We start from the raw sequence: 18,741 nt of genomic DNA on the forward strand, positions 1-18,741 counted from the left end.
TTTTCTGTATCTAACCCACACGGCTTATTGACCAACACAGATGTTCTACTTATGTGTGGCACTTTTCGCTATCCTCTCCCCATGGACACTGAAGGCCGATCACTGTCCTATTTGTTTGGCTCCCTTCCACGGCAGAAGTCAAGCGCCTGTGGTCGTCAAAACCCAATGTTGTGGTCACCGCTTCGATCTGGACTGTGTTTCAAAGTGTTTTGCTGATCAGCCCATCGGCTCACGCCAGTGCGCGATGTGTCGGCAAAACCCGATGCCTATGGTGAATCAGAACACCAGTGAATCTCACCCGGATACATTTTTCCCCGATCAAACGTTTTTTGATGCCTGTTTAAACGGGCATCTGGATCAGGTGGAGAGGACACTGGCAGAAGGAGTCAATGTCAATGCCGTTATGACTGCTGATTTCACCGCCTTGATGTTGGCATCCATCAGCGTGCGCACTGATGTCGTGGAACGCCTGATCAACGCTGGGGCGAAGCTTGACGCTGCCCGTTCGGATGGTGCCACCGCACTGTTCATGGCTGCTGCGAAAGGCAATACCGACTCCGTGAAACTCCTGATCAACGCAGGGGCGGCTCTCAACGCAAGGAATTCGGATGGCGCCACCCCGCTGTTCATGGCTGCTCAGCAAAACAACAACGACAGCCTGAAAATCCTGATCGAAGCCAAGGCAGATATCAATGCGCAAATTGAGGATTGCACCACCCCGCTGTTCGTTGCTGCTGCGAAAGGCAATACCGACTGCGTGGAAATCCTCATCAACGCCGAGACGGATCTCAATGCCGCCAGGACTTCGGACGGCGCCACCCCACTGTCCATAGCAATCGAGATGGGCAATACCGACTGTGTGAATCTCCTGATCAACGCTGGGGAATACTAGCAAGTTACTGATGTTTTGATCTGTTCGGTCGGTTGGATAAGAATACCCCCTGGATGCCCCCTCTGAATGTTAAAGGGAAGCGCCCCTGAGAATCCGGCCTTCCCAGAAACTTCATTCCATCTTTCATGGTTTCCGGCAGAGCTTCACCTTCAGACACTTTCCCGTTCAATGAATAACTGCCGTTAAGATTAAAGCTGAAAACGGCATCTGTTGTCAGAAACTCGGATGACTGGCTAATTTTACCTTCCAGAGTATTTCCCTTACAGGTGAGATCAGCATCTGCTTTACCCAGTTCCACGTTACCCAGAGGACTGCTGATTCGCCCTCTTTCCCATTCCATACGACCATCCAGCTCGACACACCGACCCTGTTCATAAACCAGGGAGTCTACCACCAGATTGATATTACCTTTGGCTGTTGCCGGAACTGGCATGGCTGCAAGCTGCTGTAACCAGCCTGCCGAGGCGTCTGCTTCAAGGTCTTCAACCATCACACCCTGAGGACTGTAGGTCACTGTCGCCTGACCCACAACAGCAGACAAGTTATCGCCGACCTCGAGGTCCGCGCTGACCTTTCCGGTGAGCAGTGCAGAAGGCTGGAAATCCCAACTGACTTCCTGAAGCTCGATACCATTGATGGTTAATTCCTGCGCTGAACCCGACCAGACTGAACCTGACAGACCTTCCAGCTCAATCCCCAACATGTTGGGTGCGTGACGCCAGACAAAAGCGGCTGGCAACCCTGCCAGCAAAAAAACTGAGTAAGAAACAACGGCCAGTGCAGCCAGAGAAATGATTTTCTTCATATGTCTTAACTCTCGCTGAAGGCTGTCTCTGCGCTGAAGGCTGTCTCTGCGCTGAAGGCTCTTTCCAATCTCAGAGCCTTAACGATCACATGACCGCGCTTTTCGGCGGCTTCTACCTCCAGCTCCCTGATCTCAACCCCACCCTGCTGTTGAAGATTGACCAGCCATGCCAATAAACGATCAAAGCCCACTGTATCAAGATCGACCTGCAATGAATCTCGAACGGTTCGAACCCCGGTGATGCGCAGATCAAAATCTTTTGCGGTTCTGTTCACCAACTGGTCCAGAGGTAACACCAGATAGCGGCTCTTGTCAGGCCGACCCTGACGCAGACTGACGATCTCGTTGGCCTGTTTCTCTACAGAAGCCAGTAACTTCTGACTGGCCACCAGCTTTCGCTCGGCAGCTAACTGACGTTCTGACAAAGGGTTTAAAATACCCTGCCAAATGCTCCAGACAATAATAAACGCCCCTGCTACCATACAGAGTTGCTGCTCGCGTCGACTCAGACCACGCCAGTAGCTTTGAGCCTGTTGCCAACGCTCATTGAAGCTTTCCGCAATGTTATTCATGAATCACTCGCCTTGATGATCAGCGTACCATTGGCAATATCACCACGCTTCTCCAGTGTTTCAACCGTGATCACCAGTTGCTCACCCGACTCTTCCCGAAATGCCGTAAAAGTATCAAAATCCTTCGCAGTAGCTTCCACCCGCAGTGATTGCTGAGACTGGTTGTACGACAAAGTAACCGGCTTGAGTTGCGGATATTGTTTAAACAGCGGGGCAGTCTGATCGAGCAGTTTCAGCAGACCCGAGTCATCGCTGTTGCTACTTTTCAAGGCCATAAGCTTCTGCCGCATCTGCGACTGCAGACGCACAATCCGCTCACCGGGGAACATGTCACTGTAGATCTTATGCGCCTGTGCATTAAGCTGTTCAGCCTGTTGTTCCAACTGTACCGACTTCACTACCGCCTGAGCCATAAACAGAATGACGGTAAAAGCCAGAAGTCCGGCAGCCAGCCCCCAGGGTTTCAGGCTTTTGATGACGGATGACTCTACCTGCCAGACGCCCTGCAAGAGGTTGGCACTGTTTTTCTGTGAGGTGGCGCTCACCGCACCCGCTGCCAATACTTCCAGAGCAGAGCCCGAAGCTTCCTGACGCCATTCACCCGGCCTGTCCTCTGGTAGTTCGCTGAAACAGTTCACTTTCAGGGGCGTTTCTTCTGAGTCGTCCTCTGCCAGACAGAAGCTCAGCCAGGATGGATCACAGGCAGCCCAGTGCCAGCGGCCATCCCGGAGTATCCAGCGTCCATCCATGGCCAGCGCCGAGCACTCTCCCTCGGTCCAGGGCAGAGCCAGGGCTTCAGGAATCAGGGTTTTGACTTTAAGGCCGGACTGATTCAGTGCTTCGTACCAGAAAGCCATTTTCGAATGAGCGACCACTGACAGATAAACCTGAGCTCCTTCTCTGGCAATAACCGAAATATGAAGATCATCCACATCCTCAGCCAGATCATCTTCCAGACGAAAAGGCAGTGACTTTAATACCGCCTTGCTTAGTCTGCCTTCAACCTGAAGGCAGTGAACACTGACCAGCTCCGTGGGAACCAGGGCAATGGTTTTGGTATCCGGGAATGACTCCATCAGTGTTCCCAGGTCTTCAACAGACGGCAGAATACCAGAGGTAGCGTTTTCCCCTTCGGTTACCTGAATCACTGGCTCCTGCTCTACTGGATAGCATTGCCAGTGAACGGGCTGGCCGGGATCTCCGGGCAGCCTGATGATAAGATACTGGCTCACTCAAGCCCTCCAAACTCTCGGCGAATGACGCTGAACTTATTCTCTTCTTCCCGCCGCAACAGGCTCTTTATTCGGACTTTGGTGTCCGCATAAGAAGCGGTTGCAGTCATTGCAAAATACTGACTGTCCACCGACATCAATTCATGGGTGTTTTCGGCACTGAAGTTGGAGAGAGAGGGTTGTTGAATAAATTCATCGACACTCCTCCAGCCATTCTCCGGCCTCTGTTCCAATACCTCTTTTGCCTGCTCTAAGGGAAGCTCACCCCAATACAGGGCGCTGAGCACCGGCGCATGGTCCGGCGACAGGGTATTGATATTGATCTTCATTTCAGTGGCCGGCAATGCACAGACAAAAGGTTTGACCCTTCTCATTATTCTGGCATTGACGCCTTTTACCGCTCTCAACTCCGAAACCGATCTCATACTGGTATTACTGGCCAGATAGGGCACTGGCAGAGACTGGTAATAACTGTCTTCCGCGCCCATGCCTGACCCCTGGGTGTTGTCATTATCTACCCAGTCTCTGGTTGATTGTGCAATGATCTCGGCCTGATAGGACTCAATTCCCAAAGCTTCCATCAGGGATTGAAACACTTTGACTTCAACCGAGGTCTGCCCTTCTTTATCCGGAGCCTGCAAAGCATTCAGGTTTAAACAGGCCTGAGCGTCGAAAATTTCGCCCCTGATTGTTCCGCCATCCATCGGAAAAGTCACTTCCCCCGTGGCCCAGGTTTGACCAAGATTCACGGTTTCTTCGCTTTCATCAAACCCGTCCTGAAGTACTTTGACTGCCAGTTCTTCGCCAGACAATGCATACCAGCGTGCCTGTTCCATTTGTTGCAGGGAGGCTGTCCGGCGCATTTGCAGGGAAAATCCAAAAGTCATCTCTGCCGCTATCAGCACCATCAACGTCAATACGAACATAACAATTAGCAATGCGACACCCGACTGACGACGCTGAAAAGACGTTGTATTCTTTTTATCTGAAATCAGGCTCGTCATGAATCTTGCTCCTGAACTTCCCAGTTCCCGGAAAGCACGTAGCGCCGCTCGATGACCCCCAGATCATTCAGCTCAAACGTAATCTTCATACCTTGGGGCAGGGTATTGCCGAGCATTTCTAGCCATTGGCCATTAATAAAGTACTGAAATTTAAGTGAGCGGACATCGGTTAACAGATCCCTGACCACAGGTTCTGCATTCTCCTCCGGGTCCAGCACATAAAAGTGCTGACGTTCGAGCACTCCGGCTTTGAGCCGATAGCTGACTTTCTGCAACTCGGAGCGGGGGAGTTTCTGTTGCGGATTGCGCCAGCCCAGACGAATAAAGGCCGCCGCCTCGTCATCGGATTCCAGCATGTCTCTACCGGCAAACAGACTCTGATCCGTCAGTTCACCATCGACCCGCACACCCCGATCAATCATTTGCCGAAAGTCCTGCTCCATGACCATCATGGCGTAGTCAATTTCCCGAATACGACTCTGGTGATCGCTGGCAACATCCCGAGCACCCATAATCCCCTGCAGAATCTGCCAGGCACTCATACTGACCAGTGCAAAAATGGTCAGGGCCACCAACATTTCGAGCAATGTAAAACCGCGTTGGGTCGAGTGTTGCATGACATTCAATGACTTCAAGACCGCTTCACCGTGTAAGTTTGCAGACTGGCCAGAGCGGCTTTCTTCTCATCACGGTCGAGTCGGACTTCGACCTGGATGGCCCGAAAATTGTCATCCGCCGTACGCACACTTCGGTATCGAACATGCCAGGTTTGATCAGCCAGCTCACGGGTTTCTTTTTTCCAGGTCTGGGATGGCCATTGATCCTTCAGGTAGAGATCGACCAGTTCATTGTCGGCTACCCAGCGAGCCATGGTTTTGTTCTTCAGGTACTGGCTGTTATCCAGGCTTTCACTGCTGGTTCTGAGCACCGTGATACCGGCGATGGCCAGAATAGTCATGGCCATCAACACTTCTAACAAAGTGAAGCCCCTGACCTGTCGGGAACATCGGGAACAACCTGAATAACGTTTCATTTATCAGCCCCGGCCACCTGTCTTGTCGTACTCATCTGCACTGACCACGGTTACTTCTCCGGTTTCCGTGATTATGACACTAAAAAAACGACGAATGTCGCTGGCTGACTGGAACCGCACTTCCGCCGGGGTCAGGTCACCGCTGGACCAGATATAGAGTTCAGGCTTTTTCTTGCTGGCTTCGTTTTCAAACAGCCCTGAGTCAGTAAAAAACGAGTCACTATCCTGCTGCTCTTCAGCATCCAGAGCAGCCTGCCAGATCAGCTCACCCGGCATAAAATCCAGATTGATGGCTTCTGAAAGCTCTTTCTCTGTGAGCAATCGGTCATTTTGCATTAACTGCCATTTGTCTCCGTGCCACTCCATAAACTGATAGCCGTTGTCGGTAAACCTGACCCCAAGGTCTTTACCTTTGAGCAATGACTTTTCGTGGCCAGTTTTCACCAGAGCAGCAAATCGATCCGCAGCCGTTTTTAAACGTGCGGAACTGTCAGCCGGTTCCAGAGTGGGCAATACGACAGCGGTAGCAATGCCCAGCAGTACCAGAACCAGCATGATTTCAAGCAAGGTGAAACCGGCACTTTTCATCAGGAATTCATGTTCCAGTTGCCGATGTCATCCTCAGAGCCCGCCTGGCCATCAGGACCGGCAGAGAAGATATCGATATCACCAAATTCACCGGGAGACTGCATCAGATAGTCATTACCCCATGGGTCTTGGGGTAGACGACGGATGTAGCCGTTGTCACGGTAATTCCTGGGTTGAGGGCTGCCGGAAGGCTGTTCTACCAGAGCATTCAAACCCTGCTGAGTCGATGGGAAGTGATTATTGTCCAGCTTGTACATATCCAGTGCGTTTTCCAGCGTCACTAAGTCACTGACAGCTTTCTGCTGGTCTGCCTTTTCTTTGTTACCCAGAACATTCGGGGCCACCATGCTGGCCAGGACACCGAGAATCACGATCACCACCATGATCTCGATCAGGGTAAAACCCCGCTGTTGTTGTCGATGTGCCTTTTTCGTAGTCATTGGTCATTCACTCCTAATGTCACATGGCCCGATCTGTGTCAGGCTCATATTCTCTTCTGAAAAGCTCTTTACTGAAAACCCCATACTGACTGTTAACCACCTGATACCAGTGAGTTAAGATCCAGCATCGGGGTCAGAATCGCCATCACAATAAACAGAACCATGCCCGCCATGGAGACAATCAGCAAAGGGCCAAAAACACCCAAGGCAATATTCACCTGGTTTTCAAACTGTCGATCCTGACTGTCCGCTGCTCGAACCAGCATCTGTTCCAGCGCACCCGATTTTTCACCACTGGCAATGATATGAAGCATCATGGGTGGAAACAGTTGTGTCTGATCCAGCGCCATCCAGAGGCTGGAACCTTCCCTCACCCGCTCCGAAGCCTGTTCAAGTGATTTCCGGATAAAAGAGTTGGACATGACTTCTGCCGAGATTCTCATACCCTCCAGAAGGGGCACTGAACTGCTGCTGAGAATACTCAATGTCCGGGCAAAACGGGAAGTATCAACACCGGCACCCACTTCACCCATAACGGGCATTTTCAACAGCCATCGGTCGTGGGTCAGTCTCCGCTCGGGATTAACCAGCAGACGTTGCCGCATGAATAACAGAACGACAAGGCCAGCCAGTACACCGAAGCCGTAATCCCGAACAAAGTCACTCATGGCAATCAAGGCACGAGTCATGGCTGGCAGGTCCTGCCCGAGATCCGCAAACTGTTCCACCACGGTGGGTACCACGGTTGCCAGCAAAATGGCGATGACCGAGACCGCTACTATGGTGAGAATAGCGGGATAGATCATGGCCTGAATCAGCTTACCCCGGATCAGCTGACGCTGTTCGGTATAATCTGCCAGCCGCTCCAGAACCGTATCCAGATGACCGGACTTTTCACCGGCCGCCACCATTGAGCAATACAGTGTGTCGAAGGTTTTCGGGTAAATCGCCAGACTTTCAGCCAGCGTCCGGCCTTCCAGTACCTTGGCTCTGACGGTGGTGATCATAGCTTTCAGATGGGATTTCTGAACCTGACGAGACAAGGCCTGAAGACACTCTTCCAGAGGAATGGCAGCCGCAACCAGAGTGGCCAGCTGACGAGTCAGCATGGCGACTTCAGCCGGGCTGGCTTTTTTCTCGAACAGAGTAAACGACGCACGTTCACCACTGCTCTTTTGCTCAGATTCATTAATGGTCACCGGAGCCAGACCTTCGGAGCGCAACTGCTGACGGAGCTGGCGGGCAGAATCAGCCTCAAGTACCCCTTTGCGTTTTTTACCCTTTTTATCCAGGGCTTCGTAAGCAAATACGCCCATTATTCCTCCCTGGTCACCCGCAGTACTTCTTCAATGGAAGTCATACCCGCAAGAACTTTACGGAAGCCATCTTTCTGGATACTGGGGCTGGTCCTGCGAATCACGTCTTCCAGAGCCTGTTCACCGGCACCCTCATGAATCATTCTACGAACTTCATCGCTGACCAGAAACAGCTCATGAATGCCGGTTCGACCTTTATAGCCACCGCCATGACACTCGGAACAACCTTCAGGGCTGGCTTCGTGAACGGGTCTGCTGTCAGAGTCGTCCATTCCTATCAGCTTTCGCTCATGAGGCGTTGGCTCTCTGGCTACTTTGCAGGAAGGACAGAGGGTACGAACCAGACGCTGGGCCAGAACGCCCAGCAAACTGGATGACAGCAGGAAAGGCTCAATGCCCATATCTCTCAGGCGTGTGACAGCACCGATAGCCGTATTGGTGTGCAGGGTACTCAATACCAGGTGACCGGTAAGGGAGGCCTGAATAGAAATTTCTGCGGTTTCGAGATCACGAATCTCACCCACCATCACCACATCAGGGTCCTGACGCAGGATGGCACGCAGACCCCGGGCAAAGGTCATATCGACCTTGGGGTTGACCTGTGTCTGACCCACACCTTCGAGATCGTATTCCACAGGATCTTCAACGGTGAGAATATTGCGCTCTGTGTCATTGATTTCTGTGAGACCAGCGTACAGTGTCGTACTCTTACCAGAACCGGTCGGACCTGTGACCAGAAGAATGCCGTGAGGTTTATGCAAAGCCTCACGGATGTGCTGATGAATATCAGGCGTCATGCCTAAGCTGGACATATCCATACGGACACTGTTGCGATCCAGCAAACGCAATACGATTCGCTCGCCATGACGGGAAGGCAGTGTCGATACCCGGACATCAACGGCACGGCCACCCAGTCGCAGAGAAATACGACCGTCCTGAGGCACCCGCTTCTCAGCAATATCCAGTTTGGCCATAACCTTGATACGGGATACCAGCAATGCCGCCAGCTTACGCTGGGGTCGAAGGATTTCTCTCAATACACCATCGACGCGGAAGCGAATGACCAGGCAGTTTTCGAAGGTTTCGATATGAATATCGGAAGCCCCTTCCTTGATCGCCTCACCTAACATGGCGTTGATCATGCGAATGATCGGGGCACCATCATCGGCATCTAAAAGATCTTCGCTGTCGGGTAATTCCTCTGCCAGAGAGTGAAGACCTTCATCATTGCCGATATCGTTCATCAGCTGTCGGGCAGCCGATGAGTCTTTTTGATAATAAGCCGACAGTCGTGCTTCAAACTCACCCTCGGACAGTGATTTAATATCTATCGGACCCGCAACAAATCGACGAACTTCGGCAATGGCTGCTCTGGATGGTTGGCCATTGACGTACAGGCAGGGGCTGCCCTGCGGCTCTTGTTCCAGCAGAACACCGAAGTTACGGGCAAAGGCAAAGGGCAGTTCAAGAACACCCGCAGGAGTACCTTGAGCAAGGACTTCGGTTTCCTGATCAACTGTTATCGCCGGACTCAGCATCGTTCTTCTCCGACTGTTTACTGGCTACCTTGTCATCGTCTTCCCTGTCGTTTTTTTCTTTCTCTTTTTCTTTCCGATCGGCTTCATCCAGTTTCTGGCGCGCTCTGTTCATCAGATCGGAGTTAGAAGGGTATTCAGGCAGGACCGGAGTTCTCGCATCAGGCATCAACTCAACGCCCTGATCACGACGATCTAGCTGGCGGGCACGCATATAGCTGTATTTCTTACCGCTGATACTGGTCAGGATGTTATCGTCACGAATGATGGTAGGTCTCAGGAAGACCATCAGGTTACGCTTTTTCACCTCGCTGGAGGTGGAGCGGAAGAGCGCCCCCAGGTAGGGAATGTCACCCAGCAGTGGCACTTTGGAAACACTTTCCTGCACGTCTTCGTCCAGCAGTCCGCCAATAACAATGGTGTCACCACTGCGGGCCATGATGGATGTTTTCACTTCACGCTTGGAGAAAGTGACATCGACGGAAGTCGTACCATTAACACCAGACACTTCCTGAGTAATATCCAGCATCACCGAATCCCCTTCATTGATCTGGGGCTTGACGGTCATCTTCACACCTACTTCCTTACGCTCTACAGTCTGGAAAGGATTATCGTTGTTTGAACTGGAGGCGGAACCGGTGATAACAGGAACTTCGTCACCCACTATGAAAGAAGATTCTTCGTTATCCAGCGTCATCAGGCTGGGAGTCGCCAGAACATTGGATTTTGTTGAGCTGGTAACAGCCTGCAAAAGGGCTGTCCAGTCGCCGGATGTGATACTGAATGCAGCACCGGAAACACCGGCCAAAGCATCATATAATCTGGTGTAATCGCCCGGCTGATCAGGGTTAATAGTGGTGCCATTTTCACCGATGACCGTTGAGCCCGGCACGTCCTCTGCCTCTTTCAAACCGGCCATGATCTCGCCAATCGGTACCGTTCGGCCATCATTAAACTGCATCATGCTGCCGTTGTTAGCATTGGCCAGCTGGAAGGAGAGGTTAATGCCATCACCATCGGCTACCTCAACGATAATGGCTTCGACCAGAACCTGGGCACGACGGATATCAAGCTGCTTGATGACACTTTCCAGACTTTTCATAATGTCTGGCTGAGCGGTGACCACCAGAGCGTTGGTTTGCTCATGAACGTTGATGCTGAATTTCTGGTTATTACGAACAACTGTTTTACCGCTGTCTTTTTCTGCCTGAACCGTTTGCCCGACACCTTCCATGACTTCTTTCAGTTCTTCCGCCTTGGCATACCTCAAATAGAAGACACGGGTATTACCGGAGGATTCCTGTTCGGCATCCAGCTGGTAGACAATACGATTCACTTTTTGCAGTTGTCTTGCCTGACCGGCAACAATCAGGCGGTTGCTACGATCATCAGCAACCACGGTCACCTGGGACGCGCCGCCCTTACCACCTTTTTCCTGCAGCAGGGAAGTGAGAATTCGCTGCATTTCTGAAGCAGAAGCGTACTCGAGCTGGATAACAGAGAAGTTTCGGTTGCCGGCCATATCTACTCGTCTGACAATTTCAACCAGACGCTTCACATTAGCTGCACGGCCAGTCAGCAGAAGAATATTGGAGGGATCGTAATGAACCACATTGCCTGCAGTATCATTGAGCTGGCGCAATAACGGAGACAGTTCTCTCACCGGCACATTCTGAACCGGAAGCACCCAGGTAACGAACTCATCACCCTGACCCGTGTTTTGCCGGTCGGCCAGCGCAATAGACGACATTTTTGCGTTCTTGTCCTGAACAATTTTCAGAACATTATTCTCTTGTTCAATAACGGCAAAACCATGAACTTCCAGAACGTTCAAAAAGAGCTGATAGTACTGTTCAGCATTGAGCTTGTCATAGGAACGCACCGTTACAGAGCCACGAACAGCGGGGTCCAGAATAATGGTTTTGTTCAGAGTGGCACTGACCGTACTGGCAAATTCAGCAATATCGGCCTTTTCAAAACTGGCAGAATAACGCTGATAGTCAGCTGAAGCCTGACTGGCAAAAGCAGACGCTGAAACCAGTATGAGTCCTGCCATCATTGAGCAGATCTGTCTGCGCAGCCGTCTCACGGCATTCTGGTTCACACATTTCCGGGCAATGGCCCCGCTAAGCAATTCAGGGAGTAATACTAATAACCCTGTCTTTCCTCTAACACTCATAGTTTGACTTCTATTTCATAGAGACGACCACCCCGTTCAATGGTCATCGATAGCTGGGTGAGCTGCTTGATTTCCTGCAGCAGCTTCATGGTATCGTTGCTGTCACTCAGGTCATATCCGTTAATGGACAGGGCTATATCATCAGGCTTCAGGCCTGACTCACGAAAAACGTCAGTAAACTTGCCAGGGGTTATCTGATACCCGACCAGCTGACCATCCTTCTGAGCCTCGGTGATATGAAAAAAATCCGTAAAAGAGTCCGGATCAGAGATCAGTTGCTGACGAATTTCTATCAGACGACCACTGTCTCTTTTTTCTACTTTTCGATCCGCTTCATCGGGGTAAAGCAAAAGTGCTTCGAGCTTGCCCCGGTTCGATACAATCACCCGATCCTCATAAATATCTTTCACTTCCGCATTGGAGCCCTGAAGCTTTTCACCGATTCGATAAGTGCGATCACGGCCACTGGAACGAATCACCGCAACGGAATCAGCAGGAACTGAACTGGCAACAATACCGGTGACTTTTGCAGAGAGGCGGGATTTGGGAACAGCGTTGGGGTCAATACCAGGGTTATCCGTTTGTGTCAGCTTGACAGGCTCCTGACCAAACAGATGGAAATCATTCAGTGCGGGGTAGGCATCCTGTTCCGATTGGCGACGATTTACCACTGTCGATTGAGGTTGCCACGACTGAATCCTGGCGCTGCCAGAACCCTCCATGAGTTGCCAGGTAAGACGAGCCAGCTGTTGAGTCAGAAGAATCACCAGCAGCACTTCACAGCCAATAATCAGTCGCCGCACCCCAGTCTGTGATAACACACTGGCAATGTTCAAGTCAGGCGAGGACAGAGGGCCAAAGGCTTTCAGTCTGTTGAGCAGGCTTGGTGACATGGTACAACTTATTCATCTAATTCGTTTATCAGTCCAATGCAGATTAAGTCGGCATTAAAATTCTTGTTTTCCCAATTGCCACTAACAGTGGTACATATAGTGGTACATAGGTACAAAAAATTCACCATACGTGTAAATACTTATAAAAACAACGAATTATTCTTCATCCTTCAGTGCATAGAGGCTACAGCAAAACGGCCCTGATCTTGATCCAGATCAAATCGACCGATTTGATGGTAATGGTTCACTGTTACACTCTCGTGAAGCCAACAGATCGCCTCTTTTAGTTCGAATGGTAATAACCAAACTCAGCTTCATCATCTGATACTTCATCGGTCCCTTCATTTTTTGAGTCATAAAAAGCCCAGAACTGTGTGAGATAACAGCCTGCATATCAACCTGGCTTTGCTGAAAAAGAACAAGGTTGCAAAAATCTGGTCTTATTGGCTGACTCCTTAGTGTAAGTTAGTAGGAAGCCCCCTCCCACTTGGCGTCAAGAATATTGCGCAGCAAACTCTGGTAGCGGGCTCAATAAATAAAACAAGAGCATAAGGATCATGAAATTCAATAACACAGCCTTTCTGTCGGCAGTACCTTTGGTGCTATCTGTTTTTTCAACGTCGGTAGTCGCACAACCCGAAAGTATTCATTTCAGCTACGGGCCGGATCTTTCCAGTAAAATAGAGGTTAAGGACACTCGTCTGGCACTCAGATGGCATTTAAGTGACGAAGGACTTCTCGAACATTCAGAATGGAATGATCGCTTTCTTCTCGATACCTCGGTTTCTTATTGGGACAATAAACTCGATGCCAGACCCTCCCACAGCTCGAAAGGTGACGATGATATCCATGGCATTTTCGTGACTCCGGTATGGCAATTCAAGAGTCCCAGAGGACGGTATTACTTCGATGCAGGTCTGGGCGTTGGCTGGATCAGCGACACCCAGATCCGTTACAAAGGCGACCAGCCTTTAGAAAAAAGCACTCATTTACAGTTTGAAACCATGCTGGGTGCCGGGGTTCTTCTGGGTTCCGAAAAAAGTTTTGACCTGGGCGCCAAGTTGCTTCACTACTCCAATGCCTATATCAAACGGCCCAATATGGATTTGAATGTTGTCCAGTTTTCGCTTGCTTATCATTTTTGAAATTAAATGCCCGGCAGTTGTCGGGCGTTTTGCTGACCGTCTGTGTTGCTCTTCCAGTTTTTCCAGTCTCGACTCAACCGACATAATCTTACCCCATGTTGTCGTTGCGCTGATCAGCATAGCAGAGCCAGCGAGCATCATTGCAAAACTTCGAGAAGCACCAGAATTTAGGATGAATCCAGTTCCCGGGCAGTCAGCTCTTTGAGCTCGGCGTAGCGGTAAGCGGTTGTGTAGATGTTAGCTGCGGATTATGGCATATCTTCTCTACCACCTCTTTACCTTCCAGTCAGGGTAAGGGTTATCCTGTACACAGTTTCCCTCTAAATCAATCTCGTGGAGAAACACCATGAAATCTCTACAGATTCAGCTGGCCCTCTCCGGAGTCAACTGTGCCGGTTGTGTCGGCAAAATTGAAAAGGCCCTGAAAGGAGTGACTGGCGTGAATGAAGCCAGTGTTAACTTTGCAGACAAAACGGCTATGGTCAAAGGCAGTGCTGAAGCGTCCTCTCTGATTTCAGCCCTGAAAAAAGCCGGATTTGAAGCGCGAGTGATACCCTGCGACTCTGAACGACAATTTTCTATACCGACTATTCACTGTGCCTCCTGCGTCAGCAAAATCGAGTCGGCTCTTCTAAAGATTCCGGGTGTTGAGAGTGCATCGGTCAATCTGGCCGATAAAACCTGCTCTGTTCAGGGGCAATCTGAAATTGGCGTCATTCTGCAGGCATTGGAACATGCCGGTTATCCCGGCACCGTGCTGACACCTGACAGTGATCTTCAGCTGAAACAGGAAGAGGAAGACAAAAAACAGTATCGCCACCTGCTAAAACATACCGCCATTGCTCTGAGTCTGGGCATTCCCCTGATGATCTGGGGTGTCGTCACCGGCGAAATGAGCATAAACACGCCCTTTCAGCAACTCGCCTGGGGGATTGTTGGCCTTGCCACTCTTTTTGTTCTGGTGTTCTCAGGTAAACACTACTTTACCGGCATGTGGAAAGCTCTGAAGCATGGCAACACCAATATGGATACCCTGATTGCCATAGGCACAGGCATAGCCTGGCTTTACTCTATGGTCGTCGTATTGTTTCCTCACCTTCTACCGTCTGCCGCTCGCCATGTTTACTTTGAAGCCAGTGCCATGATCATTGGTCTTATCAATCTGGGCCATGCTCTGGAGTTAAGAGCCAAAGGCAAAACCAGTCAGGCGATTAAGCGTCTGCTGGGGCTTCAGGCCAAAACGGCCAGAGTCGTACGCAATGGACAGGAAATAGATATCCCCACAGACCAGGTTTTAAAAGGCGACATCGTCAGAGTCAGACCCGGCGAGAATATCGCGGTAGACGGCATTGTCGTTGAAGGCAGCAGTCTCGTGGACGAGTCTATGCTCACAGGCGAACCACTGGCTGTGAAAAAAACACCAGACGACGCAGTTTCAGCAGGCACCCTGAATAAAAATGGCAGCTTGCTGTTCAGGGCAGAAAAGGTGGGCAGTGAAACCGCTCTGGCCCATATCATTGCCCTGGTGAAAAAAGCCCAGAGTTCAAAAATCCCCATTGCCCGGATGGCAGATCAGATCTCATCTGTATTTGTACCCGTTGTGATAGTCATTGCTGTTCTGGCAGCCACTGTCTGGCTCTTTTTCGGGCCTGCGCCGGTATTAGCGCACGCACTGGTGGTAGTCACCACGGTTCTGATTATTGCCTGCCCCTGCGCTTTGGGTCTGGCTACTCCTATGTCTGTCATGGCCGGTGTTGGCAAGGCCGCTGAGCTGGGAATGCTGATTCGCAAGGGAGACTCTTTGCAGCAGGCCAGTCAATTGACCACCATAGTGCTGGATAAAACAGGCACTATCACCGAAGGCGATCCCAGAGTGACCGAACGAATCAGCATCACGGCAGACACTGAGGAAGAAAAAAACAGAATTCTGCAGATTGCCGCCAGCATTGAGAGTGCATCGGAGCATCCCCTGGCTGACGCTATTGTCAATTCTGTCAGACAGCAATCGTTGTCACTTTCACCCGTATCCGATTTTCATGCAGTCACAGGGCAAGGAGTGAGCGGGTGTGTTCAAGAAAAGTCTGTGCTGCTGGGTAATGAAAAGCTTATGGCTGCCAATGGCATTGATGTCACGCTTCTGGCATCCACATCAGAGTCACTGGCCAATCAGGGTAAAACCCCCATGTATCTGGCTGTGGATCATCAACTGGCGGGACTGATAGCGGTCGCCGACCCGATAAGAAAAGACTCCAAAGCAGCTATCGAAAGACTCCATAAACTGGGCATCAGGGTCTTGATGGTGACCGGTGATAACAAGCTGACTGCCGCCGCTGTTGCTCAACAGGTGGGCATTGATGACTTTAGAGCCGAAACTCTGCCTGAAGACAAGGAGCGCTATGTCAGGCAGTTGCAGGAAAAAGGGCACAAGGTCGGTATGACAGGTGACGGTATAAACGACGCCCCGGCCCTTGCCCGTGCTGACGTTGGCTTTGCCATAGGCACAGGGACTGATGTTGCCATTGAATCGGCAGATATCACCCTGATTCGCTCTTCACTCCATGGACTGGCCGACGCCGTCGAGCTGTCCAGGGCAACTCTGGGAAACATTAAACAGAATCTGTTTGGCGCCTTTGTTTACAATTCTCTCGGTATCCCGATTGCTGCCGGAGTGCTATACCCTTTCACAGGAATGCTGCTTAATCCTGTTGTTGCAGGAGCAGCCATGGCTCTGTCATCGGTCACAGTGGTCAGCAACGCCAATCGTCTGAGACGCTTCAAGCCAACTGCTAGGGAGCCTGAATCATGAATATTTCCAAAGCAGCGCAGGCCACTGGACTGACCGCCAAAACCATTCGTTACTATGAAAGTCTGAACCTGATTTCACCTGCCCATCGTCTCAATAACGGTTACCGTGATTATAATGAATCACACATACGAGAACTGTCTTTTATTAGCCGCGCCAGAGAGCTGGGCTTTACTCTGAAAGAGTGCTCGGACCTTCTGGATCTGTATAACGACAAACATCGTAAAAGTGCTGATGTAAAATCACTGGCCCTGAAAAAATTAGTCGATGTCGAGGCTAAGATCAGTCAACTGCAGGTGATTCGTGACAGCCTGCAACAGCTCGCCCAATGCTGTCATGGAGACAATATGCCGGACTGCCCTATCATTGAACGGCTGGCTAGGGGAATGGAATCGGATCCTGATAAAAAATAAGATAAAAAAATAAAAAAAAAAAAAAAATAAGACACCCATAAAAAAAATAGAAAAAAAAATAGAAAAAAAATAAGACACCCATAAAAAAAATAGAAAAAAAAATAGGGCACCCATTAAATAAATAAGACATTTAAAAACTGCATTCCCAAAAAAGGATCTGAAAACCTATCTTCGAATAGCCTATCAGCGAGCCACACATGAGCGTTCGACGAACAGAGGCTGCTCAGTCCATGATTCAGACGACACAAACTTATTCCGACTTAAAGTCGAGGAGGGATAAAGAGAAAGTGTTTAATTTCTTAACTGACTTCTAAGCTAACTTGTCAGATACAAACGACTGCAGGCGTTTAAACCTCGAAGCCACTTCTGTCCGGCTTCAAGTGCATAAGCCTTCATCGCCTTCAGACGGCCAACTGCCCGATAAAAACGATTATTCCATTGCATGGTTTTCAGCCACTCATCCGGATCAATTTCCAATCTTTCAAGAATAGGAGGGGTGCATGACGGGATGGAACCTTTCTTGTCTGTTCTGACAATGCGACCGCTCCAGTCAACCAGTTCCAGATAGTCATGAAGAAGGTAGGGAAGGGCAACGTCCGTATTCTGGCCCTGCAAACAAAAAGGTTTCAGGGTCAGCGGCTGATTTTTAGTCTCAGAATCTGTAACCTGCTCTACGCGTTCCTGAATCGACGTGTAGTCTGATTCTTCCGGTGTTTCTACCTTTCCAGCCCGAATCGGATTCAAGTCAACGTAGGTCATGCAGGTCAGTAACGCTGCTTCGTCCAGCAGTGCCTGGCTTTTAAAGCGACCTTCCCAAAAGCGTCCTTTACACTCGTCTTCTTTATTGGCCTCACGAGCAAGGTATTCATTCAGACAACGCATAAACCAGCTGATATCCGTTAAACGACGCCGGTATTCCTCAGCATATTCATCAATACGGGCCAATTCAGCGCTGCCCAGTTTGTCAGCAGCCAAATGCCTTTGCACCAGAAGTGGGCCTGTAAACAAGGTCGTCCAACGGTGAAGCACTTCGTCCCGTGACCAGCCTCTGGCAGATGACTGATTGATGTGCAAAACCACGTGATAATGATTTGACATGACGTAAACGCCAAATAAACCCACGCCCTTCAGAATCAAAACCCCATTTGAAATGATTAGCCTCCCGATATAAGGAGGCCAATATGTCAAAGAAATTACCCGCAGACAGTGAATGGCTAGAGCGTGTTCAGTCGTGGCGGGATTCAGGTTTGACTCAGAGTGCGTGGTGCCAACAGCATGGTATAAGGGTATCCAAATTCGGATACTGGAAGCGTAAACTCGACACAACCCCCAGCGTAAAACCGACCCCGAACAACTCTGGCTTTGTCCAGGTAACACCCCAACCAGAACCTGGTGCGCCTTCTCGGATAACACCACTCTCCATCACCCTACCCAGTGGTGTAACAGTGTCCGGTATTGATGAAAGTAACCTGTCGCTTTGTGAGCAACTGGTGAGGGATATGCTATGAACACCCCGGTTATGCGACCGTCAGAGGTATTACCAAAGGTGTTTCTCTACCGGGAGCCGATTGACTTTCGCAAGTCATTTCGTGGGCTTGCTGTGTTGGTTGAACAAGAGCTGGGGCACAACCCCTTTGACGGCTATTTATATGCGTTTACCAACCGGCAGCGTAATAAAATCAAGTGCCTGTTCTGGGAAGATAATGGTTTTGTGCTTTATTACAAGAGCCTGTCTGAGGACAAATTCCACTGGCCCAAACCGGACGAAGAGCTGGTTACATTAACCGGGAAACAATTAAACTGGCTGCTGGACGGCTACAATCTCAATGCCATGCAACCCCATAAAAAAAGGCATTATGAGAGCTGTTTTTAGTCCTGTTTTTCAGGGTTT

The 18,741-nt window shown here is 50.2% G+C and carries 19 protein-coding genes; 6 read left to right on the forward strand and 13 right to left on the reverse strand.

The genetic code is table 11. From position 1 onward, the window contains the following. Window positions 1-40 precede the first annotated feature (40 nt). On the forward strand, window positions 41-892 hold the full coding sequence (locus tag ACOMG9_RS23615; RefSeq protein WP_494529520.1) for an ankyrin repeat domain-containing protein: 852 nt from the start codon (window positions 41-43) through the stop codon (window positions 890-892). Window positions 893-896: 4 nt separating this feature from the next. Here the strand turns inward: ACOMG9_RS23615 and ACOMG9_RS23620 are convergent, their stop codons facing one another. From ACOMG9_RS23620 to gspC, 12 genes are all read right to left on the reverse strand, one after another. After that, complete coding sequence (locus ACOMG9_RS23620; RefSeq protein ID WP_494529521.1) at window positions 897-1,697, reverse strand: type II secretion system protein N; 801 nt, start codon at window positions 1,695-1,697, stop codon at window positions 897-899. Between the two features lie 5 nt (window positions 1,698-1,702). Then, the gene (locus tag ACOMG9_RS23625; RefSeq protein WP_494529522.1) at window positions 1,703-2,269 is read right to left on the reverse strand and encodes a type II secretion system protein M; all 567 of its coding nucleotides are present in this window, start codon (window positions 2,267-2,269) and stop codon (window positions 1,703-1,705) included. Next, window positions 2,266-3,501 carry a type II secretion system protein GspL gene (gspL, locus tag ACOMG9_RS23630; RefSeq protein WP_494529523.1) on the reverse strand — a complete coding sequence of 412 codons (1,236 nt, stop codon included), beginning with the start codon at window positions 3,499-3,501 and terminating at the stop codon, window positions 2,266-2,268. The genes ACOMG9_RS23625 and gspL overlap by 4 nt, the downstream gene beginning before the upstream one ends. After that, window positions 3,498-4,505 (reverse strand): type II secretion system minor pseudopilin GspK, encoded by a 1,008-nt coding sequence (gene gspK, locus ACOMG9_RS23635; protein WP_448218712.1) that lies wholly within the window; start codon window positions 4,503-4,505, stop codon window positions 3,498-3,500. Before gspK ends, gspL begins: the two co-directional genes overlap by 4 nt. Then, on the reverse strand, window positions 4,502-5,140 hold the full coding sequence (gene gspJ / locus ACOMG9_RS23640; protein ID WP_448218711.1) for a type II secretion system minor pseudopilin GspJ: 639 nt from the start codon (window positions 5,138-5,140) through the stop codon (window positions 4,502-4,504). Before gspJ ends, gspK begins: the two co-directional genes overlap by 4 nt. Further along, entirely contained in the window at window positions 5,137-5,538 is a 402-nt protein-coding gene (gene gspI / locus ACOMG9_RS23645; RefSeq protein ID WP_422135886.1) for a type II secretion system minor pseudopilin GspI, read from the reverse strand. The genes gspJ and gspI overlap by 4 nt, the downstream gene beginning before the upstream one ends. 3 nt (window positions 5,539-5,541) lie before the next feature. Further along, window positions 5,542-6,126 carry a type II secretion system minor pseudopilin GspH gene (gene gspH, locus ACOMG9_RS23650; protein ID WP_448218710.1) on the reverse strand — a complete coding sequence of 195 codons (585 nt, stop codon included), beginning with the start codon at window positions 6,124-6,126 and terminating at the stop codon, window positions 5,542-5,544. Then, window positions 6,126-6,566 (reverse strand): type II secretion system major pseudopilin GspG, encoded by a 441-nt coding sequence (gene gspG, locus ACOMG9_RS23655; protein ID WP_448218709.1) that lies wholly within the window; start codon window positions 6,564-6,566, stop codon window positions 6,126-6,128. Before gspG ends, gspH begins: the two co-directional genes overlap by 1 nt. A gap of 92 nt (window positions 6,567-6,658) precedes the next feature. Continuing rightward, window positions 6,659-7,882 carry a type II secretion system inner membrane protein GspF gene (gspF, locus tag ACOMG9_RS23660; RefSeq protein WP_448218708.1) on the reverse strand — a complete coding sequence of 408 codons (1,224 nt, stop codon included), beginning with the start codon at window positions 7,880-7,882 and terminating at the stop codon, window positions 6,659-6,661. Beyond that, the gene (gene gspE, locus ACOMG9_RS23665; RefSeq protein ID WP_422135890.1) at window positions 7,882-9,420 is read right to left on the reverse strand and encodes a type II secretion system ATPase GspE; all 1,539 of its coding nucleotides are present in this window, start codon (window positions 9,418-9,420) and stop codon (window positions 7,882-7,884) included. Before gspE ends, gspF begins: the two co-directional genes overlap by 1 nt. Continuing rightward, complete coding sequence (gene gspD / locus ACOMG9_RS23670) at window positions 9,395-11,596, reverse strand: type II secretion system secretin GspD (protein ID WP_422412749.1); 2,202 nt, start codon at window positions 11,594-11,596, stop codon at window positions 9,395-9,397. The genes gspE and gspD overlap by 26 nt, the downstream gene beginning before the upstream one ends. After that, window positions 11,593-12,489: a type II secretion system protein GspC gene (gene gspC, locus ACOMG9_RS23675; protein ID WP_494529524.1), complete on the reverse strand. Its 897-nt coding sequence runs from the start codon at window positions 12,487-12,489 to the stop codon at window positions 11,593-11,595. Before gspC ends, gspD begins: the two co-directional genes overlap by 4 nt. Window positions 12,490-13,046: 557 nt before the next feature. On the opposite strand from gspC, the gene ACOMG9_RS23680 reads away from it, so the two are divergent. The 3 genes from ACOMG9_RS23680 to cueR all read left to right on the forward strand — a co-directional run bounded on the left by ACOMG9_RS23680 (window position 13,047) and on the right by cueR (window position 16,850). Further along, window positions 13,047-13,634 carry an acyloxyacyl hydrolase gene (locus ACOMG9_RS23680; RefSeq protein ID WP_422135893.1) on the forward strand — a complete coding sequence of 196 codons (588 nt, stop codon included), beginning with the start codon at window positions 13,047-13,049 and terminating at the stop codon, window positions 13,632-13,634. Between the two features lie 346 nt (window positions 13,635-13,980). Then, on the forward strand, window positions 13,981-16,440 hold the full coding sequence (locus ACOMG9_RS23685) for a heavy metal translocating P-type ATPase (protein WP_494529525.1): 2,460 nt from the start codon (window positions 13,981-13,983) through the stop codon (window positions 16,438-16,440). Beyond that, window positions 16,437-16,850, forward strand: a complete 414-nt coding sequence (cueR, locus tag ACOMG9_RS23690) for a Cu(I)-responsive transcriptional regulator (protein WP_422135896.1) — start codon at window positions 16,437-16,439, stop codon at window positions 16,848-16,850. The genes ACOMG9_RS23685 and cueR overlap by 4 nt, the downstream gene beginning before the upstream one ends. 315 nt (window positions 16,851-17,165) lie before the next feature. On the opposite strand, the gene ACOMG9_RS23695 is transcribed toward cueR, so the two are convergent. After that, the gene (locus ACOMG9_RS23695) at window positions 17,166-17,948 is read right to left on the reverse strand and encodes a transposase (RefSeq protein ID WP_494529526.1); all 783 of its coding nucleotides are present in this window, start codon (window positions 17,946-17,948) and stop codon (window positions 17,166-17,168) included. Window positions 17,949-18,031: 83 nt separating this feature from the next. Between ACOMG9_RS23695 and tnpA the strand changes: the two genes are divergently transcribed. Both tnpA and tnpB read left to right on the forward strand, forming a co-directional pair. Beyond that, window positions 18,032-18,358 carry an IS66 family insertion sequence element accessory protein TnpA gene (tnpA, locus tag ACOMG9_RS23700; protein ID WP_448215653.1) on the forward strand — a complete coding sequence of 109 codons (327 nt, stop codon included), beginning with the start codon at window positions 18,032-18,034 and terminating at the stop codon, window positions 18,356-18,358. After that, complete coding sequence (gene tnpB / locus ACOMG9_RS23705; RefSeq protein WP_448215654.1) at window positions 18,355-18,723, forward strand: IS66 family insertion sequence element accessory protein TnpB; 369 nt, start codon at window positions 18,355-18,357, stop codon at window positions 18,721-18,723. Before tnpA ends, tnpB begins: the two co-directional genes overlap by 4 nt. The last annotated feature ends 18 nt before the right edge of the window (window positions 18,724-18,741 follow it).

It is taken from the genome of Endozoicomonas sp. PH6C (assembly GCF_059322965.1).